The 22,282-nt window shown below is 40.6% G+C and carries 27 protein-coding genes; 8 read left to right on the top strand and 19 right to left on the bottom strand.

The features are described 5' to 3' along the window. Nucleotides 1-20: 20 nt before the first annotated feature. Complete coding sequence (locus EDD68_RS10055) at nucleotides 21-422, bottom strand: GNAT family N-acetyltransferase (RefSeq protein ID WP_243646830.1); 402 nt, start codon at nucleotides 420-422, stop codon at nucleotides 21-23. Nucleotides 423-544: 122 nt separating this feature from the next. Between EDD68_RS10055 and EDD68_RS10050 the strand changes: the two genes are divergently transcribed. Next, on the top strand, nucleotides 545-1,348 hold the full coding sequence (locus tag EDD68_RS10050) for an aminoglycoside adenylyltransferase domain-containing protein (RefSeq protein ID WP_132372122.1): 804 nt from the start codon (nucleotides 545-547) through the stop codon (nucleotides 1,346-1,348). 113 nt (nucleotides 1,349-1,461) lie between these two features. Here the strand turns inward: EDD68_RS10050 and EDD68_RS10045 are convergent, their stop codons facing one another. The 5 genes from EDD68_RS10045 to EDD68_RS10030 form a co-directional block, all read right to left on the bottom strand. After that, nucleotides 1,462-2,691: a polysaccharide deacetylase family protein gene (locus EDD68_RS10045; RefSeq protein ID WP_132372121.1), complete on the bottom strand. Its 1,230-nt coding sequence runs from the start codon at nucleotides 2,689-2,691 to the stop codon at nucleotides 1,462-1,464. Between the two features lie 22 nt (nucleotides 2,692-2,713). Beyond that, nucleotides 2,714-3,634 (bottom strand): hypothetical protein, encoded by a 921-nt coding sequence (locus EDD68_RS10040; RefSeq protein ID WP_132372120.1) that lies wholly within the window; start codon nucleotides 3,632-3,634, stop codon nucleotides 2,714-2,716. A 428-nt stretch (nucleotides 3,635-4,062) separates the two neighbouring features. After that, nucleotides 4,063-4,152: a putative holin-like toxin gene (locus EDD68_RS15665; protein ID WP_341540276.1), complete on the bottom strand. Its 90-nt coding sequence runs from the start codon at nucleotides 4,150-4,152 to the stop codon at nucleotides 4,063-4,065. A gap of 340 nt (nucleotides 4,153-4,492) precedes the next feature. After that, nucleotides 4,493-5,044: an NADPH-dependent FMN reductase gene (locus EDD68_RS10035; RefSeq protein WP_132372119.1), complete on the bottom strand. Its 552-nt coding sequence runs from the start codon at nucleotides 5,042-5,044 to the stop codon at nucleotides 4,493-4,495. A gap of 245 nt (nucleotides 5,045-5,289) precedes the next feature. Continuing rightward, on the bottom strand, nucleotides 5,290-6,159 hold the full coding sequence (locus EDD68_RS10030; RefSeq protein WP_165902136.1) for a GNAT family N-acetyltransferase: 870 nt from the start codon (nucleotides 6,157-6,159) through the stop codon (nucleotides 5,290-5,292). Between the two features lie 191 nt (nucleotides 6,160-6,350). Here EDD68_RS10030 and EDD68_RS10025 point away from each other — a divergent pair, with 191 nt between their 5' ends. Then, a complete protein-coding gene (locus EDD68_RS10025) occupies nucleotides 6,351-7,604 on the top strand; it encodes a GNAT family N-acetyltransferase (protein ID WP_165902135.1) in 1,254 nt (417 codons plus the stop codon). A gap of 65 nt (nucleotides 7,605-7,669) precedes the next feature. Here the strand turns inward: EDD68_RS10025 and EDD68_RS10020 are convergent, their stop codons facing one another. Both EDD68_RS10020 and EDD68_RS10015 read right to left on the bottom strand, forming a co-directional pair. Then, on the bottom strand, nucleotides 7,670-8,545 hold the full coding sequence (locus EDD68_RS10020) for a sulfite exporter TauE/SafE family protein (RefSeq protein ID WP_132372116.1): 876 nt from the start codon (nucleotides 8,543-8,545) through the stop codon (nucleotides 7,670-7,672). Between the two features lie 199 nt (nucleotides 8,546-8,744). Further along, nucleotides 8,745-9,266, bottom strand: coding sequence for a DNA topology modulation protein (locus EDD68_RS10015; RefSeq protein ID WP_132372115.1), 522 nt, complete (start codon nucleotides 9,264-9,266; stop codon nucleotides 8,745-8,747). Between the two features lie 92 nt (nucleotides 9,267-9,358). Between EDD68_RS10015 and EDD68_RS10010 the strand changes: the two genes are divergently transcribed. Beyond that, a complete protein-coding gene (locus EDD68_RS10010) occupies nucleotides 9,359-9,955 on the top strand; it encodes a hypothetical protein (protein WP_132372114.1) in 597 nt (198 codons plus the stop codon). A 113-nt stretch (nucleotides 9,956-10,068) separates the two neighbouring features. On the opposite strand, the gene EDD68_RS15545 is transcribed toward EDD68_RS10010, so the two are convergent. Then, complete coding sequence (locus EDD68_RS15545) at nucleotides 10,069-10,209, bottom strand: aspartate/glutamate racemase family protein (protein ID WP_243646829.1); 141 nt, start codon at nucleotides 10,207-10,209, stop codon at nucleotides 10,069-10,071. 432 nt (nucleotides 10,210-10,641) lie between these two features. Then, nucleotides 10,642-10,914, bottom strand: a complete 273-nt coding sequence (locus EDD68_RS10000) for a YkvA family protein (protein ID WP_132372113.1) — start codon at nucleotides 10,912-10,914, stop codon at nucleotides 10,642-10,644. Between the two features lie 131 nt (nucleotides 10,915-11,045). On the opposite strand from EDD68_RS10000, the gene EDD68_RS09995 reads away from it, so the two are divergent. Next, a complete protein-coding gene (locus tag EDD68_RS09995; RefSeq protein WP_132372112.1) occupies nucleotides 11,046-11,339 on the top strand; it encodes a 4a-hydroxytetrahydrobiopterin dehydratase in 294 nt (97 codons plus the stop codon). A 165-nt stretch (nucleotides 11,340-11,504) separates the two neighbouring features. On the opposite strand, the gene EDD68_RS09990 is transcribed toward EDD68_RS09995, so the two are convergent. From EDD68_RS09990 to EDD68_RS09960, 7 genes are all read right to left on the bottom strand, one after another. After that, complete coding sequence (locus tag EDD68_RS09990; RefSeq protein WP_132372111.1) at nucleotides 11,505-12,314, bottom strand: ZIP family metal transporter; 810 nt, start codon at nucleotides 12,312-12,314, stop codon at nucleotides 11,505-11,507. Between the two features lie 220 nt (nucleotides 12,315-12,534). Continuing rightward, entirely contained in the window at nucleotides 12,535-12,984 is a 450-nt protein-coding gene (locus EDD68_RS09985; RefSeq protein WP_132372110.1) for a GNAT family N-acetyltransferase, read from the bottom strand. 135 nt (nucleotides 12,985-13,119) lie between these two features. Next, nucleotides 13,120-13,842, bottom strand: coding sequence for an amino acid ABC transporter ATP-binding protein (locus EDD68_RS09980; RefSeq protein WP_132372109.1), 723 nt, complete (start codon nucleotides 13,840-13,842; stop codon nucleotides 13,120-13,122). Continuing rightward, nucleotides 13,839-14,495, bottom strand: a complete 657-nt coding sequence (locus EDD68_RS09975; RefSeq protein WP_132372108.1) for an amino acid ABC transporter permease — start codon at nucleotides 14,493-14,495, stop codon at nucleotides 13,839-13,841. The genes EDD68_RS09980 and EDD68_RS09975 overlap by 4 nt, the downstream gene beginning before the upstream one ends. 71 nt (nucleotides 14,496-14,566) lie before the next feature. Then, nucleotides 14,567-15,397, bottom strand: coding sequence for a basic amino acid ABC transporter substrate-binding protein (locus EDD68_RS09970; protein WP_424399165.1), 831 nt, complete (start codon nucleotides 15,395-15,397; stop codon nucleotides 14,567-14,569). Nucleotides 15,398-15,994: 597 nt separating this feature from the next. Then, complete coding sequence (locus EDD68_RS09965; RefSeq protein WP_132372106.1) at nucleotides 15,995-16,207, bottom strand: zinc ribbon domain-containing protein; 213 nt, start codon at nucleotides 16,205-16,207, stop codon at nucleotides 15,995-15,997. 112 nt (nucleotides 16,208-16,319) lie between these two features. Further along, entirely contained in the window at nucleotides 16,320-17,009 is a 690-nt protein-coding gene (locus EDD68_RS09960; protein ID WP_132372105.1) for a class I SAM-dependent methyltransferase, read from the bottom strand. Nucleotides 17,010-17,242: 233 nt separating this feature from the next. On the opposite strand from EDD68_RS09960, the gene fosM reads away from it, so the two are divergent. The 3 genes from fosM (at nucleotide 17,243) to EDD68_RS09945 (ending at nucleotide 19,834) form a co-directional block, all read left to right on the top strand. Further along, the gene (gene fosM / locus EDD68_RS09955; protein WP_132372104.1) at nucleotides 17,243-17,665 is read left to right on the top strand and encodes a FosM family fosfomycin resistance protein; all 423 of its coding nucleotides are present in this window, start codon (nucleotides 17,243-17,245) and stop codon (nucleotides 17,663-17,665) included. A 276-nt stretch (nucleotides 17,666-17,941) separates the two neighbouring features. Further along, the gene (locus tag EDD68_RS09950) at nucleotides 17,942-18,754 is read left to right on the top strand and encodes a DUF2935 domain-containing protein (RefSeq protein ID WP_132372103.1); all 813 of its coding nucleotides are present in this window, start codon (nucleotides 17,942-17,944) and stop codon (nucleotides 18,752-18,754) included. A 318-nt stretch (nucleotides 18,755-19,072) separates the two neighbouring features. Next, nucleotides 19,073-19,834 (top strand): alpha/beta fold hydrolase, encoded by a 762-nt coding sequence (locus tag EDD68_RS09945; protein WP_132372102.1) that lies wholly within the window; start codon nucleotides 19,073-19,075, stop codon nucleotides 19,832-19,834. A gap of 236 nt (nucleotides 19,835-20,070) precedes the next feature. Here EDD68_RS09945 and EDD68_RS09940 read toward each other — a convergent pair whose 3' ends face one another. Then, entirely contained in the window at nucleotides 20,071-20,286 is a 216-nt protein-coding gene (locus EDD68_RS09940; protein ID WP_132372101.1) for a YozQ family protein, read from the bottom strand. A gap of 136 nt (nucleotides 20,287-20,422) precedes the next feature. Here EDD68_RS09940 and EDD68_RS09935 point away from each other — a divergent pair, with 136 nt between their 5' ends. Beyond that, entirely contained in the window at nucleotides 20,423-20,884 is a 462-nt protein-coding gene (locus tag EDD68_RS09935) for a YndM family protein (RefSeq protein ID WP_165902134.1), read from the top strand. Nucleotides 20,885-21,001: 117 nt separating this feature from the next. Here EDD68_RS09935 and coaA read toward each other — a convergent pair whose 3' ends face one another. Continuing rightward, nucleotides 21,002-21,961 (bottom strand): type I pantothenate kinase, encoded by a 960-nt coding sequence (gene coaA, locus EDD68_RS09930; protein WP_132372206.1) that lies wholly within the window; start codon nucleotides 21,959-21,961, stop codon nucleotides 21,002-21,004. Between the last annotated feature and the right edge of the window lie 321 nt (nucleotides 21,962-22,282).

Below are 22,282 nucleotides of genomic sequence, written 5' to 3'. Positions count from 1 at the left end.
CCTTTAACATTCAAATTAACTCATCTATTATAGCATAAACAAGGAGGAAACAAGATATTTATGTCATACTGGAGCATGCTGTTTTTTCTCAAAAGATTTTTTCGCAATATAATTTTTGGGTCCCCTTTTTCATCCGTATAGGTACCAATCACATCAAATCCATGTTTTAAATTTAAGATGAGCATGCCTTTCCATTTATTTTTTGTTCTTGTTTCAATGGTTTGATATCCTTCTGATCTGCAGTACTCATGCTGATATGCCATCAGGGCTGAACCAATGCCTTTATTTCTATGATTCGGATGGACACCGCCAAGCCAGCTGTAAAACCGTTCTTTTTTAGTTTCATAGCCAATTTTGTAACCAGCCACTAGACTTTGCTGAACATAGGCTAATATCAGCAGATTTTTCCTTTCCTGGATCATTTCCATTCATTCTTTTCGATCTGTTTCTCCAAAAATGGCTTCATGAAGATCCAGTACCTGATCCATTTCTTGATCCGTTAAGGATAGCTTTTTGATCATTCCTGTCTTCCTTTCTATTTTTCATGATTTATAATATTCTTGATATAAAAAAAGAAGGATGGGCTCCGAATATGAAAATAGAAATGGTTCTAAACCAGCTTGTGCAGGTATTCAAATACACGTTAAAGCAGCAACTGGAAGGGGTCTATTTACATGGATCGCTTGCCATGAATGGCTTTCATCCCTTAAAAAGCGATATCGATTTACTTGTAGTTGTCAATCAAAAGTTAGATGAACCTATTATGACAAAAATGATTGAAGGACTGATGAACCTCGAATCGTTCCTTCCCCCGCGGGGAGTGGAAATGAGCATTGTCACAACACAAACAGTCCAGCATTTTTCCTATCCCACTCCATTTGAATTGCATTACTCAAATCAGTACCGGGAACCATACCTTAAAAAAGGGGCTTTATGCAAAAATGGCTTAGATCCGGATTTAGCTGCACATATTTTTGTCACTTATCATCGGGGCAAAACCCTATACGGAAAACCAATCAAACAAGTAATTAAACCGATTGAAGAACGATACTACCTGGAATCCATTTTAAATGACGTGGAAGATGCACGAACTCATATAAAGGAAAATCCTGTCTATTATACCTTAAACCTGTGCCGGGTTCTGTACTACCTGAAGGAAAAAGTGGTCAGTTCCAAAAAAGAAGCTGGAGAATGGGCCTTGCAGGTAATCCCATCCTCTTATCATCCCCTTGTTAGATACGCACTGAGTCATTATACAGGTCAAAACGGAGCAGTTGATGGGTGGGAAGGCATATTGATGGAGTTTACGGATTATATGTTAATAGAAATGGATAATTTAAAAAGATAAACTAATAAAGGTATCACACTTTTTAAATTGATAAACACCAAAATGGTTTGGGGATTAAACGTAGAACATAAAATAAAAAATAACCCCTTAAATATTAACAAGAGGTTATTTCTCTATAGACCGACCAGGATTAGCCCCTGTTCCTTAAGATATTGAATGATTTCATCAAGGGCTTCAACGGTAACAGCTGTTTCATGCAGAACATAAATCCCCCCGCTCGGGTTTGAATGATGCAAACGCTGCATTAATTCATCTTTGGCCTCGATCCCCCAATCTTTCAGGTCCTGATTCCATTGCACCAATTGCAGTTGCTGCTCTTTCATAATTTCAAGAGTATCCTTGTTGTATCCCCCATATGGCGGGCGGAGATAACGGACCTCTTCACCGGTAATAGCTTCGATTGCCCTCTTAGCATTGACGATCTCTTCTTTTTGGCGTTCCCTGTTTAAGGAAGACAATAATGTATGTGTATGTCCGTGTATACCAATCGTATATCCATGATTATGCACTAGTTTCACCGACTCTTTGTAGTGGTGAACACGGTTGCCTACAAAGAAAAAACTAGCTTCCACATTATGCTTATTTAAGATCTGGACAATTTCCTCGGTATAGGCAGAAGGACCATCGTCAAAAGTTAAAGCCACCTTTCCGTCGGCCACTCTAAAAATTTGATCAGATGGACTTGTTTGTTGTTTGTCAGTATAGTCTTTGGCTGTTTCAAGCGTGGTTACGGTATCTGTCTGAACTGAAGCCAGTAAAGCGATGTTCTGTTTTTTTTGCAGGTTGGCTGGCAGGGACATATTTTGACTGTGGATATGGACTCCTTCTGTCGGCTGTTGGGAAAAAACACTTTGTTTGGTGAATAGATGAATGGATATAAAAGATGCACACGCAACTGTAATTAGTGCTGTTATCATTTTTTTTCTTTTTTTTGGGGCAGTTTTAGGACTTATGTATGTATCGGCAACATGTTCCTCTATTCCGTGATTGCCCATTAAATCACTGAGATCCTGAAGTTCTGCCAGCCATTTCAAATTTTCGGCATATTCACTGGAACATCTAAATGATAATCGCGTGAGCTTGCTGCCCTGAATAACCGACAAATAACTTTGATAGTAATTCCCCTCGGCATTCCATCTGGACATGAACGATAGCTGGAATCGGCATTTCTCACCAAAATGTTCAATCAATTTCAGCAAATGATCAAAGGTCGTCCGGTCAACCTTCCAGCGAAACCGGACAGAAGTGTCATGCAGTTTGTATTTAATGATTAAATACCGGTTTTCCTCATCTCTAAACCAGGATGTCAGTTCCATTAGCCGTGGAGTATAATTGTATTCCATATACACAACCTCTTCTAAGCTATTATTCTACAACACTGATGTTTGGTTTTTTCGGCTTGGGAGAATCGTTGTCATCCGGTTCACTCTTCAAACCTGAAAAACTGGATAAATTGGCCGTAAAGTCATCAATTTTTTGGATCAGCTGCAGCTTATCATTAAGAGCCTGGTGATATTTATCCAGGATATTTTCATTTTCAACTTTAAGATTTCTGATTTTTGCTTCCAGACTTGTGATTGTTTGATTAACTTCCTGGCGATATTTTTCAAAATCCTCATCCAGTTTCTGATATTTGCGCTTTTCTTCATTATTTTTCTCGTTCAATTCTTTCACTTTGCTGGAATACTGTGCCTGCAATTTCTTATAGTCTTCCACCAGCTGATTGTAATTCATTTGCTGTTCAGCCATCTTTTCTTCAATCTGATATACTTCTTCATTTTTGTCAGATATTTTTTGTTCTAGCTCTGATTTGTCCCTTCTTAGCTGTTCCACAACTTCTTTTGTATAGTCAACCTCATTTTCGAGCTTGTCTACTTTTTTCATGAGAAACTGTCTGTCTTTGATGATCGCCTCTACCTGATTTAATAGATTGGTTGCCACATGATCCTCACCATTTTCCAGCTGAAGCGTATAAGCGGTCATTGAGGGGTTATCCCTTCCTTTTAGGTTGAGACTATCAAAATCATGGTTCGCCTCGTTCTGTTTTTCTTCATTTTTTTCCACGACGTTCACCTCTTCCATAGGATTGGAATCCTTCATTTCTGGTGCTGTGCTAACCGAACCCTTTTTTGATATAAATCCTGGCAAATTCGTCACGAAGGTTTTCATAAAGCTGACGTGATGCTTTTTACTGACCTGACTGACTGCACTATGGTAGGAAGACCCTCTGGCTATTTCCTTTAGCACTTCTTCCTTTAAAGTTTCTTTATTAGCCGTTCCGCTCATTATCCATCCTCCTTTTCACTCACCTTTTCATCCGACCTTATATGATCTCCATGCTTTCGACAGTATCCAAAAGATTTTGACAGTTTTAAACAAATATTAATATATATACCCAATCCTGTCAATGGAATCAGGTAATAATTAGCATGTTTTCCTATCACATCTTCGCCATGAAGGAAGAGGAAATTCAGGATAATTTAGCAGGATATCATGTCAAGCGTTATTTTTCCATTGAACTGAGCTGCCTGCATAGTGTATAATCAAGCCAGATAGATGATAAAATCAGGAATAAGTCCATTTTTCAGCCATAAAATAAAAATCAGGGGTGAAGAAACACCCCTGACGAAAGGCAGTCGTTCCGCGATGATGCGGCAGGCCTATAGCTGGTAACCGAAAAAAGAAGTCACCCTACGGCCAGGCAGGGTGGCTTCTTACTTTTTTGTGATGTCGATGATTAGCTTGATCAGATGCAACAAAAAGGTTCCGAACGCAAAAAGAAGCAGAAGCAATTCCATCTTCACCGGCAGACCTCCCTTCATAAGGGAGTACCTGCCACACCACCCTGCAAAACGAATGCCTGTCTCTATTATAATATACGAACATATGTTCTGTAATACATTTTTATGTATTTTTTTAAATCAGGAATATTATACTACTCCCCTTTGGGAGGCAAATTTTTGGATGCATGTTTCAGGACAAAGCCGATCCTTTATAAAAAGCGCTGGTTAACATGCGCTCACACGCTCCTATCCCCAGTCTCTCTGGAAGGGCATACATGGCCGCTGCAGAGCCAGACAGGGTTAAAAAATTTCTCACATACAATTGAAGGGTCTGAGGATTAAATTTCCTCAGACCCTTTTGTTATTCCGCTTTTAACTTTTTACCCATGTCTAAATATGCACTAAATACCCGGGTCAGTTCTTTCAGACGATTTTGAATATCCTCATCAATCAGTTCGTTTTGTTCAGAAAAATGGCTTGTATGGGTGTATACATAATTTGGCACAATCAGGCAGCGGAAATAATCCAGGATAGGCTTTAACTGATTTTCTGCGACGAGATGATGCTGGTAAGTCCCGCCATTAGCAACAATTGCCGCGGGTTTGTAACGCAATGCATCAGGGTGAATATGATCAAACATATTCTTGAAAGTTCCCGGTATGGAAGCCTGGAATATTGGAGTTGCAAAAATATATCCATCTGCGCTGGTCACTTTTTCAATCACTTCACGTGTTTCTTCATTATATTGATCAAACGGTCTGCCATCAACAAATTCCATTGAATAATTCTGCAGATCGAGGAGTTCGGTTTCTACATCATCCCGAATTTGATGTAAGTATGTTTTGGTTTCATGTAAAAGAGTATTCGTCTTCCCTCCCCCAATAATAGTCCCATTTATTAGTAATATTTTCATAAGAATATAACTCCTTTCCTGCATTCTCATAATTAGCCTACTGTATAGACTTTTGTTGTGTGCCCGGTACAGTCTGCTTATTTTCAGTTTACACACTCTATTCCATTTTAAATCAGTAATACATGCATAAGTCAAATACTAGGCACATTTGGGCCAGCATCGAAATTTTCTCACTTCCTGATTACCCATGGTAAAGACATTTTCTCTAAAAAAAATCAGGTGCATGTACACCTGATCTTTCTCTGCTACCATTCAATTTTCATGTGAACCTGCTGAAGTTTGGTTTCGAAACCTATGTTCTTTATAACAGATAAAATGGTTTCTTTTTTGTTCGGGAAATTGGAGATCAGGCGTCTACACGATCTGACCTCTGGCCGGAAAACCTGTTTCAATGCAAACTTTACAATTTCTTCTATATTTTCTCTTCCCTCATCTGCGCTCAGTTGGTAAAGAACGACCCCCTGGATGTCACCCAGGTTGTTAAAAATTGTTCTCGATAAATAGTAAGCGACAGGCCTTTTCTGTTCATAGACAACATAGGATCTGCCATCGGGTATGTTTTCTTTCCGATTTTGCCAGGGAATATCTTTCTCAGTAAAAGGGAGATGCTGCACTTTTTCCCAGGGTTCTTCTCTAATGATTAACCCAGAAGCTTCATTCTCGAAATCAGTTTCGGATAAACTCTCTGCCTCTAAAAAGTCAAGATGATCGATTACCATATATCCCATTTTTTTGTAAAGGTTGATGGCAGGTTCATTTGACCTCAGAGCCTCCAGGTATGCCGTATGTACACCCTGTTTCTGATAATAATCCAGAGATGTTTGAATCAACTTTTTGCCGATGCCGGTTCCCCGTTTTTCAGGAACGATGCCGGTTCCCCCATTCCATGCCAGCTTCCTGCCGTTAATTTCTTTAATGGCATTGAATACAAAACCTGCAGGCTGATCCCCTTCCATCGCTACAAAGGAATGCTCCGGAAATTTTCCTTCATAAACCATTCGAGTCAACAATTGATCAAGGTTTAAGTGAACATTAACCGCATATCCCTCAAACCCTCTGTTCCAGACCTCGAGCACCTGGTCAAATGTACATGATGATAACGGCTGGATATTCAACATAACCCTCCCCTTTCATGTGATGATGGAGCCTGTCATCTGCCGAATGATCGATCCATCGAAATAGTTTATAGTATCGGAAGAAATCCACATTTCTCATTGACTAAATCCGACGGATGACAGGCACCTTGACATTTTGGTGAAATATCCCTTTAATTAAATATAACCTTTTTCCCGCAAGGAGTGAAATGATGGCAGCTATCAAACGGATTCCCCCGGATGATTTTTCTGATCTCGTTACCATTGCTGATCAAGCATATCCGGCACTGGCCTCAGATTCCCCGGAAGCAAAGAACAAACTGGCTGAACGGCTAAAAGAGGTTCAGATGAACAACTCTTTCATTCATTATTACGGATATTATGATCAAAATAAGCTAAAAGGCATTATGCGCTTTCATGATTTTTCCATGACCTATCATCGGGAAAAAATAAAAGCAGCCGGCATCGGCATGGTAGGGGTGGATCTCCTCTACAAAAAAGAAAAAATCGCGAAACAAATGCTGGAATATTTCATGGACTTCTATCATCAAAAAGGCGTTCATATGGTGTCTTTATATCCCTTCCGTCCCGATTTTTATAAAAAAATGGGTTTTGGGTTCGGAACCAATCAATACAGATATCGGGTTAAACCTTCCTCTTTCCCCTACAGAGGAGACAAAAGCCATTTAACCTATTTAACGATGGAAGACCTGCCCCGGACAGTGGCATGCTATAATCAGTATGCTGACCGCACCCATGGCTGTTTTGAAAAACGTGAATATGAACTAGAGAAATACTTTACCGATCATAAAACAAAGGTCATTGGCTTTGAAAAGGATGGCAAATTGGAAGGCTATCTTGTTTTTTCTTTTAAACAGGCCGATGATCAAAATTTTCTCGTCAATGACATGGAAATCAAGGAGTGGGTCTATTTAAACCGGGAAGCCTTTCATGAATGTTGCACGTTCTTACATACCCAGAAAGATCAAATCAACCGAATCGTCCTGGATACACAGGATGAATATGTTCACTTTTTGCTGTCCGACCCCCGCAATGATTCCGGTCGCCTGATACCGTCTGTGTTTCATGAAACGAGTACAGCAGGGACAGGGGTGATGTACAGAGTGATCGATGCTGAACGAATTTTCAATGATCTACAAAATCATAACTTTAATGGAGCTGATTGTACCGTCACCTTCCAGATTACCGACACCTTTTTCCCGAAAAACAATCAAGAAGTTACGGTTTATTTCCATAACGGCTACCCAACTGTGATGGCCGGGGCAAAAGGAGATGTGGAAGTTAAGCTCGATATCGCAGACTTTTCTTCCCTCCTGATGGGGGCTGTCCCCTTTGAAAAGCTGTACTGGTATGGGCTTGCCGAAATCTCTGATCAATCTTATGCCGAAACATTGCAGCACATTTTTTTCTCCCACCAAAAGCCAATCTGCCTGACAAGCTTTTAACACCATATTAAAAGCAGGATGCCATATCCACTGCAGGCATCCTGTTTTTTTAATATGTCATGGTACTACTGACTCTTTATATATTGTTTTCTGTTTAAAAACCTGATCGCAAACCGGATGAGCAAATAAGTGAAAAATACAATTAAAATTTCCAGGCCGGCCAGATTCCATGACAACAATTTAAAGACGAGACTGATCCATGTAAAGATATATAGTGCTCCTAACAGTTTTCGGATTTCTTTATTTCGATAATAGGTGGTCAAGTTCCCTCCAAGCTGACCGCCAATTAATGCACCAGTGATCAATGCCGCGCCAACCCAGTAATTGATTGGTGTATGGATCGCATAAGTTATAAACCCTATTGAAACCATAAACAACACGCCCAGAAGGCTTGTACCTACTGCCTGACGAGGTTTCATTCCAAGAAAAGTAATCAATAGAGGAACTAATACGAAGCCTCCACCGACTCCCAGAGATGTGGAGATAAACCCGCCAAAGAAGCCTATCCATATTTGCTTAAACAGGGATGGGGAAAAATCAATTCGATCTACAGAAAAACTTTCTGATGTCTTGTCCTTTTTCAGCATCGAAAAAGCAAAATAAGCCAGCAAAATCAGATAAAAAACCGGAATAAGCCATACATCCCAGCCCATCTTCTCAAGAAACATCACAAATGGATGGGCAACCTGAGTGGCAGCTATCCCGCTTAATCCCACCACGGTAGCTATTTTATATTGGATATTTTTTAACCGAAAATGTACGAGCACACCTGAAACCGATGTTCCAATCGTATACAACAGGCTTGTTGCTATAGCTATGACAGGGGAATACCCTGAAAGCAAAAGAATCGGGGTTAAAATAAAGCCACCGCCAACCCCAAAAAAACCTGAAAATATCCCAATAACCATACCGATGATTAAAAACATGATGAGCTCCAACATTATGCGCCTCCAATATACCCTGCTACGTATCTAGCATTCACCATTATACTCCTATCTAAATTAGATGACAAATGGTTCACACGGTTTTCATTATGTTAATCGTTATAACATTATATCGTTTACAATTGCAAACCTGGATTCATGCCGTCCCTTTCTCTAATGTTGCGCATCATGTTAAAAAATCACTCCGATTCACGCTTCATTTTCCCCCTTTGTGGACCAGGGACCGTAAAAATTCTGCTGTTTCGTTCGGGGAGCGAAGGTGAATGACCTGTTTAACGTCTTCCACTTGACGCAATTTGTTCAATATATCCGGTCTCTTCTTTTTTGGATAGTCCCATACCCATTTCACAAATTCCCAGTCAAGCTTTTCTTTGCACCCCTCTCCCATGTCAGGTCTCGTTTTGCGATGATACATCCATCTCCTTTTCAAAATCCGATAAACGCAGAGAAATCTGGAGTAATCAAGGAAAATCACGGTATCCGCTCGTTTCAGCCTCAGATCGAGGGTACTCCCAAAATTACCGTCCATGATCCATTGATCTTTTTCCATGAGAATTTTTAATTTTTTCACAAACTCTTCCCTTTTCGTTGGTTCCCAGCCGGGTTTCCAGAATACCGCATCCAGATGGATGACTTCTATATTCAGGATTTCACCGAGCTCCTGGGCCATTGTTGACTTCCCGGCACCCCCTGAACCAATAATTAATATTTTCTTCATATCATCACCCCTTCAACAACTGCTCTGCCTCATTCTCTATGGTGTGAGAATATATGATTTAATGATAAAATGTACCCGGGAGGTCATACGAAATGAAAAAAACCTTTATCTGGTTTACATTATTCTTCATGATCAGTATATTCACAGCCTGCGAAGAAAAACAGCCAGAGAAATCCATAACCATTGAACCATATGAACTATCAGAAGAGGAAAAAACACTCGTTTCCAAAACCGGTATATCCTTTATTGAATATTTTAAATTACATGGAAAGATCAGCGAAACAGAAGATCTAGTATTTGAAGTGGAAATCTATAAAAATGGCAAACCCGACGGCGGCTCTAAAACCTTTGGCCTGATTGATCGTGATTTTGATCATGAGATCGTCTCGTTCGGAATGATGGATTATCCGACTTCAGAGGAAACCATGATTACCTGGGGTTCTCCGGGCGGAATTGGATCTACTTCCTATGTAACAGACGTATCGGGTTCGACTTACGGCAATCTTTTAACTGAAAAGGTCACTCTTGAAAAAGATCAGCCCGTGTATCTTGTTGGCTGGAAGGGAACAAACAACCATACCGTAACTGGTTTTCACGCTGATAACGGACAATTTCCAGAAGACGTTCTAGACTCAGAGCTGGCTATTTTATATAAAGTCACTCTAAAAGACAGGGATGACGTTGAATAATGTACAATCATCGGCTACATTTTCCCCGACGTTTTTACCGTCCCACTTTTCCCAGTGACACCTCAATTATGAAATCATGAGCCCTTCCACTGATATTCTGGAAGGGCTCTCGGCTAATCTTTCAGTGCCATCTCAACCGCTTTTTTGGCATGTATGCATGTCGTGTCAAAGAGAGGAACAGGTGAATCTTCTTCTTTAATTAAAAGAGGGATTTCGGTACAACCGAGAATGATTCCCTCAGCACCACGGCTCACTAAGTCTCGAATAATTTTTTATACTCCTCTTTTGAGGACTCATCAAACACTCCCTGACATAATAACTCTGTTTACACAAAGACGCTCCTAGTCGGGGATGATTATTTCGATTCCCCGCTCCACAGTTTCTCCTTGTAGAAAAAATCCTGCTCCATTGTGTATTTCGTTCCTAATATACCGTCTTTTTAAATCTTCTTTACTCAGTAGCATCAGTATTTCAGCTTTCAGGAAAGCCTCTTAGGCCAGGGTTCCATTTCATATGTAAGCTATTCATCTTTGCTTCGCTTAACGAGAAACGCCACATAACCAAAAAAAGCTGCAAAGATCAGAATGGCCAGAGACACAATGCCAAAAAACATTCCATTAAACATCGAAGACCTCCTTTTAAAAATCAACACGCCCATTACCGTTATGGACAACGTTTGAATGTCTTTATTCCAGATGATATTTTTCTTTTAATGTATCAGGAGCCATTTTCACGATTTGACTAAAAATCAACGTTAAAACCGTCAGATCATCCACTATGCCAATTACAGTGAAAAAATCCGGAATAACATCAAATGGCAACAGGAGATACCCGACAAGCAATAATATAGAAATGGCTTTTTTCGAAACTTTGACTTCCCTTGAGAGAAAAAAGTCTTTTAAAAAGGGCAGTGATTTTCTAAAAGCAAGGATGAATTTCAGTCTCCTAAAACTATTCATTTTGCACCCCTCATCGGTTCCTGTACCTATTATAATACATCATACTTCTGCCCGGATGCCAAATACATCCCCCTGTTTACGGGAGGGATTTGATGTACTTTGTAGAAATCAGAATTAGGAGGTGATCGGGAATGGAAAAACTTCAAATCGAACAGGTCAAAGAGGAATTGAAGCAGCTGGAAGGCTGGAAGGTGGAAGATGACCGCTGGCTGGTAAAACGATTCCGTTTTTCCGAATTTTTGACAGGGATTGATTTTGTGAATCAATTGGCGAATTTATCTGAAGAAGTAAATCATCACCCATTCATCAGCATTGAATATAAAGTCATAACGGTAAAATTGACATCCTGGCGGGCAGGAGGGATTACAGAACTGGATATGAACTTAATTAAACAGTATGATGATATCTATCAGAAATTCAAATAGAGCTAGCTGTTTCTAAATGGAATAAAGCCAGCCATGACCCCTGTCATGACTGGCTTTCCTCTTAAGAATAGAAAATAATTCGGGCCAGTATATCCATTGCTCTGATGCAGAGCACATGCGTTGAGCGGCATGCAAACTGTTTTCCATATAAATCTTCTCAAGCCTTTATCCCAGAGCCACATCCAGTGTCATCATCACGGCAAAACCGATCATTAAACTGATAGATGCCAGGTGAACATTGCCCTTTTCCAGAGATCCCGGAATAATTTCCTTTGCAACGACGAAGATCATGGCTCCGGCTGCAAAGCTTAGAGCGTACGGCAAAATGGGCTGAATGAACACAACAGCCAGTGCACCGATCACAGCTGATATCGGTTCAACCATTCCGGAAAATTGCCCATAAAAGAAGCTCTTTTGTTTAGAAAGTCCTTCCCTCCGAAGAGGCATGGAAACGGCAACACCTTCAGGAAAGTTCTGAATTCCTATCCCAAGAGCCAGTGCGATGGCTCCAGCCAGTGTAGCCGATGTAAAATCAGAAGCTAACGCTCCGAATGCAACCCCTATAGCAAGACCCTCCGGTATATTGTGAAGGGTAACCGAAAACACCAGCAAGGCCGTTCGATGTTTCGCATTGCGATCTTTAATTTCCTTCAGATATTTGTCGCTTTCGAGCAATGGCAGGAATTTATCCACAAGCAGCAAAAACAGTCCGCCTAATAAAAACCCTACAACAGCAGGAACAAACGCCGGAAGACTGCCCCTTTCTGCCATTTCAATGGCTGGTGCAAGGAGAGACCAATAACTGGCAGCAATCATGACCCCGCCCGCAAACGCAAGCATCGCATCTAAAAATTTTTGATGGTCCCGCCTGGAAAAAAATACAATCCCAGCTCCTAGAGCAGTCATTCCCCAGGTAAACAGGGTTCCGATAAACGCCTGCATAATTGGGTTTAATTCTGCAAACCAGCTAAACATGATTGTGCTCCCTTCTTTGACCGATTCATCTATTTTTTATATATCAAATTATTTTGCGTAAGATCAACTTTATCATCTATCATATGCATCATCTGTAAAAATGTCAATTAGAATTTACTTGTTTTTAAAAATTTTAGACCAATCTTTTGTATATAAAAAACCCGACACCTTGCTGTGCCGGGGTCATCCATATGTCTAATATTTGAAGAAAGTTATATTCTTATTCCTTTTGGGCGTAAATCATATCAATATGGGGAATGCCGTCCTCAAGATATACATCTGTTACCGGCAGAAATCCAAAGGATCCGTAAAAATCCTTCAAATATTCCTGGGCATGGAGTTTAATTCTTGACACAGTCCATTCGTTCTTCATAATCTCCATGGCTTTTCCCATCATTTCTCTTGCTAATCCGCTTCCCCGGTACTCTTTTTTAACGAGTACTCTGCCGATCGAGGATTCGTCATACATGACTCCTGCAGGAATCAAGCGGCAGTAAGCGGCAATATCCCCTTGATCTTCATAATATAGATGCCAACTCTGTTCATCGTAACCGTCAATTTCAGGATAGGGGCAGGCCTGTTCTACAACGAACACATCCACCCGTTCTTTTAAAATTGCATAAAGTTCCTCTTTTGAAAGTTCTTCAAATGATTTAAAATTCCAGGTCATACTGTGTCGCCTCATTCTTTTTTGGATATTTTAAATAATGATTTTATCTTCCAAAGCTTATTCAGAATATATGTTCTTCAACGTGAGGTAATAACGGATGCAACCGTATATCAGTCACACCCATTCAAAACATCCTTATAAAATTTTGCTTAAAAATGCTTTGGTGCGCTCATGCTGAGGGTTACCGAACAATTCCTTCGGTTTGTTCTCTTCCACAATGTAACCCCCGTCCATGAAAAGGACCCGATCGCCCACTTCCCGGGCAAATCCCATTTCATGGGTAACCACAATCATGGTCATTCCTTCTTTGGCCAGCTGTTTCATAACACCGAGAACCTCACCGACCATTTCCGGATCCAGAGCAGATGTCGGTTCATCGAAGAGCATGACTTTCGGTTCCATCGCCAGGGCACGGGCTATTGCCACACGCTGCTTCTGGCCCCCTGACAGAGAATCCGGATAAACGTCCGCTTTATCTCCCAGTCCTACTTTGGACAGAAGTTCCATTCCCTTTTGACGAGCCTTTTCTTCAGACCACTTCCGGACTTTCATCGGTGATAGCATAATATTCTCAATAACCGTTTTGTGAGGAAACAGGTTAAATTGCTGGAACACCATGCCGACATCTTCACGCACTTTGTTAATGTTTGTTTTTTTATCCGCAATATCCACACCGTCGATATAAATATGTCCCTCTTCAAAGGATTCCAGCTTGTTAATGCAGCGCAGAAAGGTAGATTTTCCAGAGCCGGATGGTCCGATGACGACTACCACTTCCTGAGGCTTTATGTTTACACTGATATCCTTTAGTACTTCAAGGCTTCCAAACGACTTTTTCAGATTTTGTACCTGGATCATTCTGTCGCCAACTTCCTTTCCACATAGTTCAGCACATAAGTCAACGATAGGGTAAGAACTAAATAAATCAGCGCAACCGTTAAATAGGGTTCCCAGACCCTAAAAGTGGCCCCTGAAGCGGCACGCCCCCAGTACATTAATTCCGGAGCAGCGATGACCGCAGCCAGGGAAGAATCCTTCAACAGAACAATAAACTCATTTCCAAGCGGCGGAATCATCCGTTTAACGGCCTGCGGCAAAATCACATATCGCATGGCCTGGACGTGACTCATCCCCAGGGAACGTGCTGCTTCCATCTGTCCCCGATCAATCGACTGAATCCCCGCACGAAAGATTTCAGCAATATATGCAGCCGCATTTAAAGATAATGAAACAATTGCCGAGGCAATTGGATTAACAGGTGACATAAAAATGGGCATAACGCCGAAATGAATTAATAAGATTTGAACAAAGAGGGGGGTTCCTCTGAAAAAGTTAATGTACCAGATAAAGGGGAATTGAATGACCTTAAACCTTGTCATTTTACCTAATGCGATAAACAGGCCCATAACGGATCCCATCAGAATTCCAATCAGAGATAACCCGATTGTCAACCCCATTCCCTGAAGGAAATAGGGCAAATAATCCTGTATGACATCGAATCGAATATCCATCGTTCTACTCCTTTATTCAGTGGAATGAAAATTGCGTAACGCAGATCAAACGTTACGCAATTGTTCACTTTTTATTCCTGTGCAGCCTCTTTAAGTGCCTCTACATCAGGCTCATAACCGAAGTATTCTTCATAGATTTCTGCATATTTCCCGCTGTCAAGCACCGCATTAATTGCTTCATCTAACTCGGCCTTTAAATCGCTGCCTTTCTTAAACATCAGGCCGTAATATTCTGGTGCAAAGTTTTCTGGATCCTCGATTACTTCAAACTTTTCATTTGGATTATTGCTCACATATTCTTCTGCTACTGTATTATCAGTTACAACAGCCTCTACATCACCGTTTTGCATCGCCATGATTGCAACGGCAGTTGTTTCATACTTTTTAATATTCTCATTGTTTTCACCAAGAATTTTTTCAACGGCTGTCTGGCCTGTTGTACCATTTTGAACGCCTACTAATTTTCCTTCTAAATCTTCCGCACTCTGAATGTTTGACCCTTCCGGAACCATAATTAACAATCTGGATTCAAAGTATGGTACAGAAAAGTCATACGTTTCCATACGGTCATCTGTAATGGAAATAGCAGATAAACCAAAATCTACGTCTCCATTTTCAACCGATGGAAATAAAGGATCCCAGCCTACATTTTTAATTTCATAATCATAACCCGCTTCAGTCATCACAGCATCAATAAAATCGACATCGAAACCGACGATTTCGCCTTTATCAAGATATTCAAACGGAGCAAATGCCGCATCTGTACCGATGATTAACGTTTCTTTCTGCCCATTGCCATCTGCATTCTGGCTATCATCATTATTGTCTCCCCCGGTACCGCATGCAGACAAAAATCCAATTACAAAAAGAATGGCAAAACCAAATAAAAACTTCCCTTTCATCTTCATGTAAATGTTCCTCCTTATTTTCACTTAATGTCACAGGTGCAAACTCCTATTCCCTGCACCACATATTTCAGCTCGCACAATTCGACAAATTATAATTTCACAGCATTAAAGTATAAAGAAAAAAATAAAAACATCGAATCTATTCGAATATAAAACGGCTGAAAGAAATGGCGAAAACGGGGCGGTTAAGAACGGATCAAAACACAGGAGCATTCTGTTCCATGCACCGAAAGTTCATATTAATTTTACATAAAAATGTATAGTAATGCAATTTCAAATTTATATTTTATCCGGTTAATCTGGCGGTAATTTTTAGAAATAACAAGGTGGTATTTCATATTTTCATATTACGATTGCTGATACGATAATATTCGTACTAATCGCTCTCTATCTGATATGAATATTGTGATGGATAGATCCATAGTTGACGAAAAATACCGGAGAAATCAAGGTGTGCATAAATATAATTGTCTGAATATTGAGGGTTTTGTCAGGAGATTCGGCACCCTCGGATTGCTTGGTTCTGATTATGAATTTCTGGCATCCGGCGCACGAAAAAAAGCACGGGAATTGAACTCCCATGCTTTTATGCTATCCGCCAAAAAAGAGATCAAGTATATTTCCGGCTGTGGATGAATCTTTATTATAAAACTCGGAATAACCGCAGTTTTTACAGTATACGACCGTGAATTGGTTATGCTGGACATCGAACAGTTTGGATAATCCGGCACCTGTCATGGACACCTCTTTCGTTCCCACATTCGTACTCCCACATTTTATACATCCCCTGTTATCATCTACCATGATCAATCCCTCCTCTTTTTTATAAAAACATCTACGCAAAATGGAATCTTGAAGTTTCAAACCAATTGAAAAATAGACTTGCTCAACCTGAAAAATTTTATACCGCTTCACCTTATTGTTTTTTATTTCTTAACATAAAAACCCACATAAATGTTAAGGATTGTTTCAGTTCTGTGGGCAAATCCTGATAATGCTGATTTCTTACTTCCCTCTTGTAAATACCGTGCCCATCTATTAGTTCCCAGCCGGTTTCTTCCGCAAGCTGCTGAAACTCCCACGGCATCATGGTATTACAAACAGCCGGCTCACCGTACAGCCTCGGATAGCTGTTGATGCGTGGTTTCGCCGTTGGGCCAAGAATACCAGCACAGAGGTGTCCGTCATGTTTGATCACCCGCTTCAGTTCATGCAGTGCTTGAACGGGTATTTCAATCCATTCCAGCGAATTAACAGCCATTACTCCATCGAACGTGTCCGCTGCAAAGGGTAGTTCAACTAGATCGCCCTGGACAAAAGATAGTTTTTCATCCCCTGTTCGCTGATTGGCCCGTTCAATCATTTCCTTAGAAATGTCAACACCAACCACTTCATAGCCTGCCTTAAACAGTTTGTAGGAACCATACCCGTCTCCACAGCCGATATCCGCTACTTTACTCCCTTTTTGAACGTATTGCTGAACAAATGGAATAATCGTTTTCCGGCTGCCATGATCCCACATGTTTTGGCTGTTTTGACTCCAGTATGAGGCGCGTTCATCCCAGGCTTTTTCCGCTTCCCGGTGCCAGTCAAAGGTATTTGTCATGATTCTATCCCCCTTGAAAAACCAGTTCTTTCATTTCCACTATCATACCACATGCATAAGGTGTGCCTATCACCTATCGAAACATCTTTTCCTTAACTTGTTGATTTTACGGATATCTCAACCAATTCCTCGATTATGACATCCCATTTTCTCATTCGACAGGGCAGGCACTTTTTCTGATCTCGTGGTAAAATGAATGTATAAGATGATCTTGTAAACCATAGGAGGTTATGATGAATATCAAAGGGATCAATCATTTGCTGTTTTCTGTTTCTGACCTTCAACGCTCCATTCATTTCTATCAAAACGTATTTGGGGCTAAATTGCTGTTAAAAGGAAAGAACACTGCTTATTTTGACCTCAATGGCCTGTGGATTGCACTGAATGTAGAAAAAGATATCCCAAGAAATGAAATCAACCATTCCTACACCCACATCGCCTTTTCCATTGACGAAAAAGATTTTGAAAAGGCTCTACAGACTTTAAAAAGCTTAAACGTAAATATCCTTCCTGGCCGAAAAAGACATGAAAAGGACAAAAAATCAATCTATTTTACCGATCCGGACGGACATAAATTCGAATTCCACACCGGTACACTCCAGGACCGCTTACATTATTACAGAGAGGAAAAACCACATATTCAATTTTTCGATTAAACAGCAACCCATCTGAACAATGTGATTTATTCTGAATAGACGTCACCCTAATTTATTTTTAAAGGATTACCACTTTTTTTATTAAAACAGAAAAAGTATATCTGCCGGACGACATCTGAAGAGCAGCTGCTGATAAGAGAAAAGGACGACCAGCTTAATAACGCAGTCCACATTGAGGTGCCAGATACCTGCTTGCCTTTTCATAAATATTTACTAAGACAATCCCTGTGAAGAATATAATGGGAGCGAAGACAATTGGCAGGGAGGTTTAGACATTTGAAATCCTTTCAAGAAAGTGCGTCCTTTGAACATACTTTCTGGCTTCAGATTATGGGCGATCATGCCCGTTTCATCCGGGATTCCCTTTTCCCCTCTGAAGCAGCAGAACTTCACATTGCAAAATCATTTGTCAATACTTACGACACGTATTTAGATCAGGCCCGACAGACAATAGAGCCTGCTGAATGGACTCATTTAACCCGCCAGACAGAACATGCCACGAGGGAGTTTCGGGAATTTAAACTGTCCATTATGGAACGCCACTTACAGGGCAAAATTGGTATTCACCTCTCCCCCACCTTTATTAATCATATGGTGAATGAGCTGGATGAATACTTACTGATCATCCGCTATTTGAAGGAAAAAAAAATCCCCCCCGTTTTTCATGAACTCCATCATCATCTTGTTTGGCTGCTGGATGCCGCCGGTCATGCAGGTGCGATACATGATGAACTCGACGGCGTGGAAAAACGTCTTCGGGACAAAAGCCAATCCTTCGTCAAACACTTTGAAAACTTTTATTTGAAAGCAACCGAACTAACGGGATATCTTCGTACCAGCTTGAAGACATTTCCGGCTTTGAAGCGATTTAACAATGAAGTGGAAATGAAAATAGCGGTTTTCAGGGGGTTTTTGCATGAAATCGAAGAAATGGAATTAAATGAAACTGTCCTGGGCACCTTTTCAGGTTTAATGGCCGATCACATGTCAAGGGAAGAATGCTATTATTTAATCAAGCTTGCCGAATCCACTGGCAGTCCTCTTCCGGAATGTGACCCGTCCAAACCACGTACAATCGACCCCCATTAAATACAGGTACCATCAATCAATGTCGAACCCAGAGAATACGACAACAGATCAGGATTAAACGTCCTGATCCATGCAGATACCAGAAAACCCTGGACTCCTTTATCAAACATGTACTCAATAAATGGAACAGCTGATTGAGAGATGAATACACGGAGGAGCAATTGCCCATTTAGCGTGTAAGCCGAATGCAGATATTTTAAGGAGTCCGCTTTTTTGTCCCAACAAAGTTTTCCCTGACTAAAAACGGAATAATTGAGCCATACTAGCGATTGTAGCCGAGACAAAATACGAATCAATTAAAAAAGCGGGGATTGTTTTATGGGACAAATATCACTCGAACATAAAAGGCTGATCTATGATGATCGGGGAACAGGACTGTCAATCGTCTTGATTCATCCGCCTGGCATGGGGAGAAAAGTGTTTCTCTCTCAGGAATCTTTATCGAAAGACTTTCGTCTGCTGATTCCAGATTTAAGCGGTCACGGAGATTCAGCCACCCAGAAAAATGAAATTACCATCCAGGGATACGCTGACGAAATTAAGAGCATCTTAGACAAAGAAAACATCCAGCGGGCAATTATTTGCGGATATTCTGCTGGAGGAACAGTGGCCCAGCAGTTCGCCTTAAGCTATCCTGAACATACAAAGGCTGTGATATTATCCGGTGGATTTCCGCGGGTAAATACCAGGATGCTAAAACTTCATTTTCAGCTGGGCATAAAAATGCTTCAGATGTCTCATAAATATCTGGCACAGGTTCTGGCCAAAAGTCACACAAGTGACAGACAAATTCAAAACAAACTGTATCTTCATATGCTTAAAACAAAGCCTTCCATCTGGCGTGATTTTTACCAGAAATCGTTAATGTATGACTGTTATGATCTGCTTCATCTGATCAAAGTCCCTCTGTTAACGATTTACGGAACAAGAAGCCCATGGATTTTAAAGCACGATTATTTAAATGAACGATGCCCTTATCTGTATAAAACCATTCTGAAAGGAGTCTCCCACCAGATTCCGTCCAGACAATGGTATACCTTTAATCAGCTAATCAGAAGATTTGTGAAGGAATATGTATAACATTTTCTACCGGAGTCAGTAAAAGATACATTGCTTTAAAATTTCCCTTTGTCATGCCGATAATTGCTTATCCGCTCCATGTATACCTGCTAAAAAATGTGGCAGTATTTACCAAACGTGCGCGTCACATTAAGCATCTATCCTCACTGAGAATATTTTCACCCTATTTGGCTAATCAACATGAAGTGCATCTTGTACCAAAGAACCCTTGCCGTATACAGGCAAGGGTTTTCCATCTATTTTTTTTCTTGCTCAAATCCTTCCCGGGAAAGGTCTTCTCTCTTTCCACTTGAACGTTCAATTTTCCCATCAATGGTTCCTTCCGTTAATGTGTCACTGGCCTGCTCATGGGTTATAGCCAGGCCCCGGGACATTTCGTCTTTTCTGTTATAGTCCTCCGGATCATAATTTTTTTCGGCTAATGAAGGTTTTCCCTTTTTCTTTTGATCCATTGGTTTACCTCCTGACCTCGTTTATATCTATTGTTTGCCGGCTGCCAAGAATTATGCTGACTAATCCTCTTGCCCAGAGAATAATTCTTCCTGAATGGTTCAAAATAAAAAAAAACTTCTTTTAAAGGGGGATGTTATGGACCACATTAAAGCTTTGCTTTTGAAGTTGGTCATCGGTTTTATAGCCATATACCTGACATTAGGTTTAGCATTTGGTGTCTCCATGGAAAATGTTGTTCTTATTTCACTTATCACAGGGGTAGTTGCATATGTAATCGGAGACCTGATCATTTTAAAACGGGCTACCAACACGGGGGCCACAATTATGGATTTTACCCTCGCCTTCTTTCTCATCTGGTTTCTGGAAGAAGCGTTTGTAGATCCAGCCTTCGCTCCTACAGTGACGTCTTCTCTTCTGGCTGCAACAGTCCTAAGTATTACCGAAATTTATTTTCACAGATATTTAGTCAATCATCATGAATTTTTCAACAATGAGGAAACACCCGACAACAGGGGGGCAAATCTAAAAGAAAGCTATTCCATGGAAACAGCGGATGAAGTTGTTCCGGATATAGATGAAAACGAAAAAAAGGAGTGAGGACCATCTCACTCCTTTTTTTGGTCTTAGTCACTAACCATTTGCCTTTCCTTAAAACGCTTCTGTCGTGAAGCGACTCATTCAGTGCAGCCCACAAAACGGGACAGTCAATCTTCTTTATACCCGGCGCAATTTGATCCTGGATACCGAATGGTCCTTTCCTTTCTGCAGGATTAAATCGGCCCGGTTTTTTGTGGGGTAAATATTTTCGACTAAATTTTTACGGTTGATTTCATTCCATATTTCCGTTGCCTTACCGACTGCCTGTTCATCGGTCAGTTGGGAATAGCGGTGAAAATATGAGTTGGGATTTTTAAAAGCGGTTTCCCGCAAAATCATAAACCGTTCCACATACCAGCGCTGAATGTCTGTTTCATCCGCATCTACATAAATGGAGAAATCAAAAAAATCTGAAACAAACACACTTGGAATATGTCTGCTGTTTTTGCTTTTCCCTACTTGAAGAACGTTGATTCCCTCAACAATTAAAACATCCGGCCGATCAACAATCTGCTTTTTTGAGGGCAACACATCGTAATATAAATGCGAATAAACCGGTGCTTCTACCCTGGCAGCTCCTGCTTTGATTTTCGCCAGAAATTGAATTAATTTCCCAGTCCGGTAGCTTTCCGGAAACCCCTTCCGATTCATCAGATTTCGTTCTTTTAAAATTTGATTGGGATATAAAAAGCCGTCGGTTGTGACTAAATCCACTTTCGGATGGTTCGGCCACCTGGATAACAGGGTTTGAATCAAGCGAGCAGTTGTGCTTTTTCCGACCGCAACACTGCCGGCAATTCCAATGACAAAGGGCACTTTTCGGTGGTTTCGCTGGAAAAACTGATTCGTTTCCCGATGAAGGGATTGTTTTTCCGTCACATATAAATTCAATAGTCTCGAGAGGGGTAAATATATTTTAGATACCTCTTCTAACGAAATATTCTCATTTATTCCCTTTAATGCTTCAAATTCTTCACGGGTAATCGGTACTTTTATGTTCCCGCTTAATTCCGCCCATTCATCCCTTACATATGTAATAAACGGTGAGTGCTCTAAATTGGGCTGATTCTGTTCCATGATGATTCCCTCAACTTTCCGGTCAATTATACTTGATTCACTTCCCTTTATGATTACCAATACATAATAACAAAATCATTGATGTATGGCCTTTTCATCAAACCCTATCGACCCGGAGGTATTGGGCTTAAAGATTTAAACCCTTTAACAGACAGGCTGAAGACAGAATGCAAAATCGTAAAATTATTCGCAATTTATTGAAAGATTTAGTCGTATTATGTAAAATTTGGTTCTCCGCAACAAAATGTGCTTGATTCTTCCTCTATCGTATGATTGCTTTCAAATGCTAGGCTGGTTGCTGACATTCCATGCGAATACGCA

Origin of the sequence: Melghiribacillus thermohalophilus (assembly GCF_004342905.1) — a bacterium.
Lineage (GTDB): Bacteria > Bacillota > Bacilli > Bacillales > Alkalibacillaceae > Melghiribacillus > Melghiribacillus thermohalophilus.
The sequence above is the reverse complement of the archived record's forward strand: the minus strand, read 5'-3'. Positions and strand labels throughout refer to the sequence as shown.

What these genes read in the sequence shown, in the direction of transcription:
- EDD68_RS10055 (WP_243646830.1), bottom strand. Translation starts at nt 422, where the DNA reads ATGATCCAGGAAAGGAAAAATCTGCTGATATTAGCCTATGTTCAGCAA.
- EDD68_RS10050 (WP_132372122.1), top strand. Translation starts at nt 545, where the DNA reads ATGATTTATAATATTCTTGATATAAAAAAAGAAGGATGGGCTCCGAAT.
- EDD68_RS10045 (WP_132372121.1), bottom strand. Translation starts at nt 2,691, where the DNA reads ATGGAATACAATTATACTCCACGGCTAATGGAACTGACATCCTGGTTT.
- EDD68_RS10040 (WP_132372120.1), bottom strand. Translation starts at nt 3,634, where the DNA reads ATGAGCGGAACGGCTAATAAAGAAACTTTAAAGGAAGAAGTGCTAAAG.
- EDD68_RS10035 (WP_132372119.1), bottom strand. Translation starts at nt 5,044, where the DNA reads ATGAAAATATTACTAATAAATGGGACTATTATTGGGGGAGGGAAGACG.
- EDD68_RS10025 (WP_165902135.1), top strand. Translation starts at nt 6,351, where the DNA reads ATGGCAGCTATCAAACGGATTCCCCCGGATGATTTTTCTGATCTCGTT.
- EDD68_RS10020 (WP_132372116.1), bottom strand. Translation starts at nt 8,545, where the DNA reads ATGTTGGAGCTCATCATGTTTTTAATCATCGGTATGGTTATTGGGATA.
- EDD68_RS10015 (WP_132372115.1), bottom strand. Translation starts at nt 9,266, where the DNA reads ATGAAGAAAATATTAATTATTGGTTCAGGGGGTGCCGGGAAGTCAACA.
- EDD68_RS10010 (WP_132372114.1), top strand. Translation starts at nt 9,359, where the DNA reads ATGAAAAAAACCTTTATCTGGTTTACATTATTCTTCATGATCAGTATA.
- EDD68_RS10000 (WP_132372113.1), bottom strand. Translation starts at nt 10,914, where the DNA reads ATGAATAGTTTTAGGAGACTGAAATTCATCCTTGCTTTTAGAAAATCA.
- EDD68_RS09995 (WP_132372112.1), top strand. Translation starts at nt 11,046, where the DNA reads ATGGAAAAACTTCAAATCGAACAGGTCAAAGAGGAATTGAAGCAGCTG.
- EDD68_RS09990 (WP_132372111.1), bottom strand. Translation starts at nt 12,314, where the DNA reads ATGTTTAGCTGGTTTGCAGAATTAAACCCAATTATGCAGGCGTTTATC.
- EDD68_RS09985 (WP_132372110.1), bottom strand. Translation starts at nt 12,984, where the DNA reads ATGACCTGGAATTTTAAATCATTTGAAGAACTTTCAAAAGAGGAACTT.
- EDD68_RS09980 (WP_132372109.1), bottom strand. Translation starts at nt 13,842, where the DNA reads ATGATCCAGGTACAAAATCTGAAAAAGTCGTTTGGAAGCCTTGAAGTA.
- EDD68_RS09975 (WP_132372108.1), bottom strand. Translation starts at nt 14,495, where the DNA reads ATGGATATTCGATTCGATGTCATACAGGATTATTTGCCCTATTTCCTT.
- EDD68_RS09970 (WP_424399165.1), bottom strand. Translation starts at nt 15,397, where the DNA reads ATGAAAGGGAAGTTTTTATTTGGTTTTGCCATTCTTTTTGTAATTGGA.
- EDD68_RS09965 (WP_132372106.1), bottom strand. Translation starts at nt 16,207, where the DNA reads ATGGTAGATGATAACAGGGGATGTATAAAATGTGGGAGTACGAATGTG.
- EDD68_RS09960 (WP_132372105.1), bottom strand. Translation starts at nt 17,009, where the DNA reads ATGACAAATACCTTTGACTGGCACCGGGAAGCGGAAAAAGCCTGGGAT.
- fosM (WP_132372104.1), top strand. Translation starts at nt 17,243, where the DNA reads ATGAATATCAAAGGGATCAATCATTTGCTGTTTTCTGTTTCTGACCTT.
- EDD68_RS09945 (WP_132372102.1), top strand. Translation starts at nt 19,073, where the DNA reads ATGGGACAAATATCACTCGAACATAAAAGGCTGATCTATGATGATCGG.
- EDD68_RS09940 (WP_132372101.1), bottom strand. Translation starts at nt 20,286, where the DNA reads ATGGATCAAAAGAAAAAGGGAAAACCTTCATTAGCCGAAAAAAATTAT.
- EDD68_RS09935 (WP_165902134.1), top strand. Translation starts at nt 20,423, where the DNA reads ATGGACCACATTAAAGCTTTGCTTTTGAAGTTGGTCATCGGTTTTATA.
- coaA (WP_132372206.1), bottom strand. Translation starts at nt 21,961, where the DNA reads ATGGAACAGAATCAGCCCAATTTAGAGCACTCACCGTTTATTACATAT.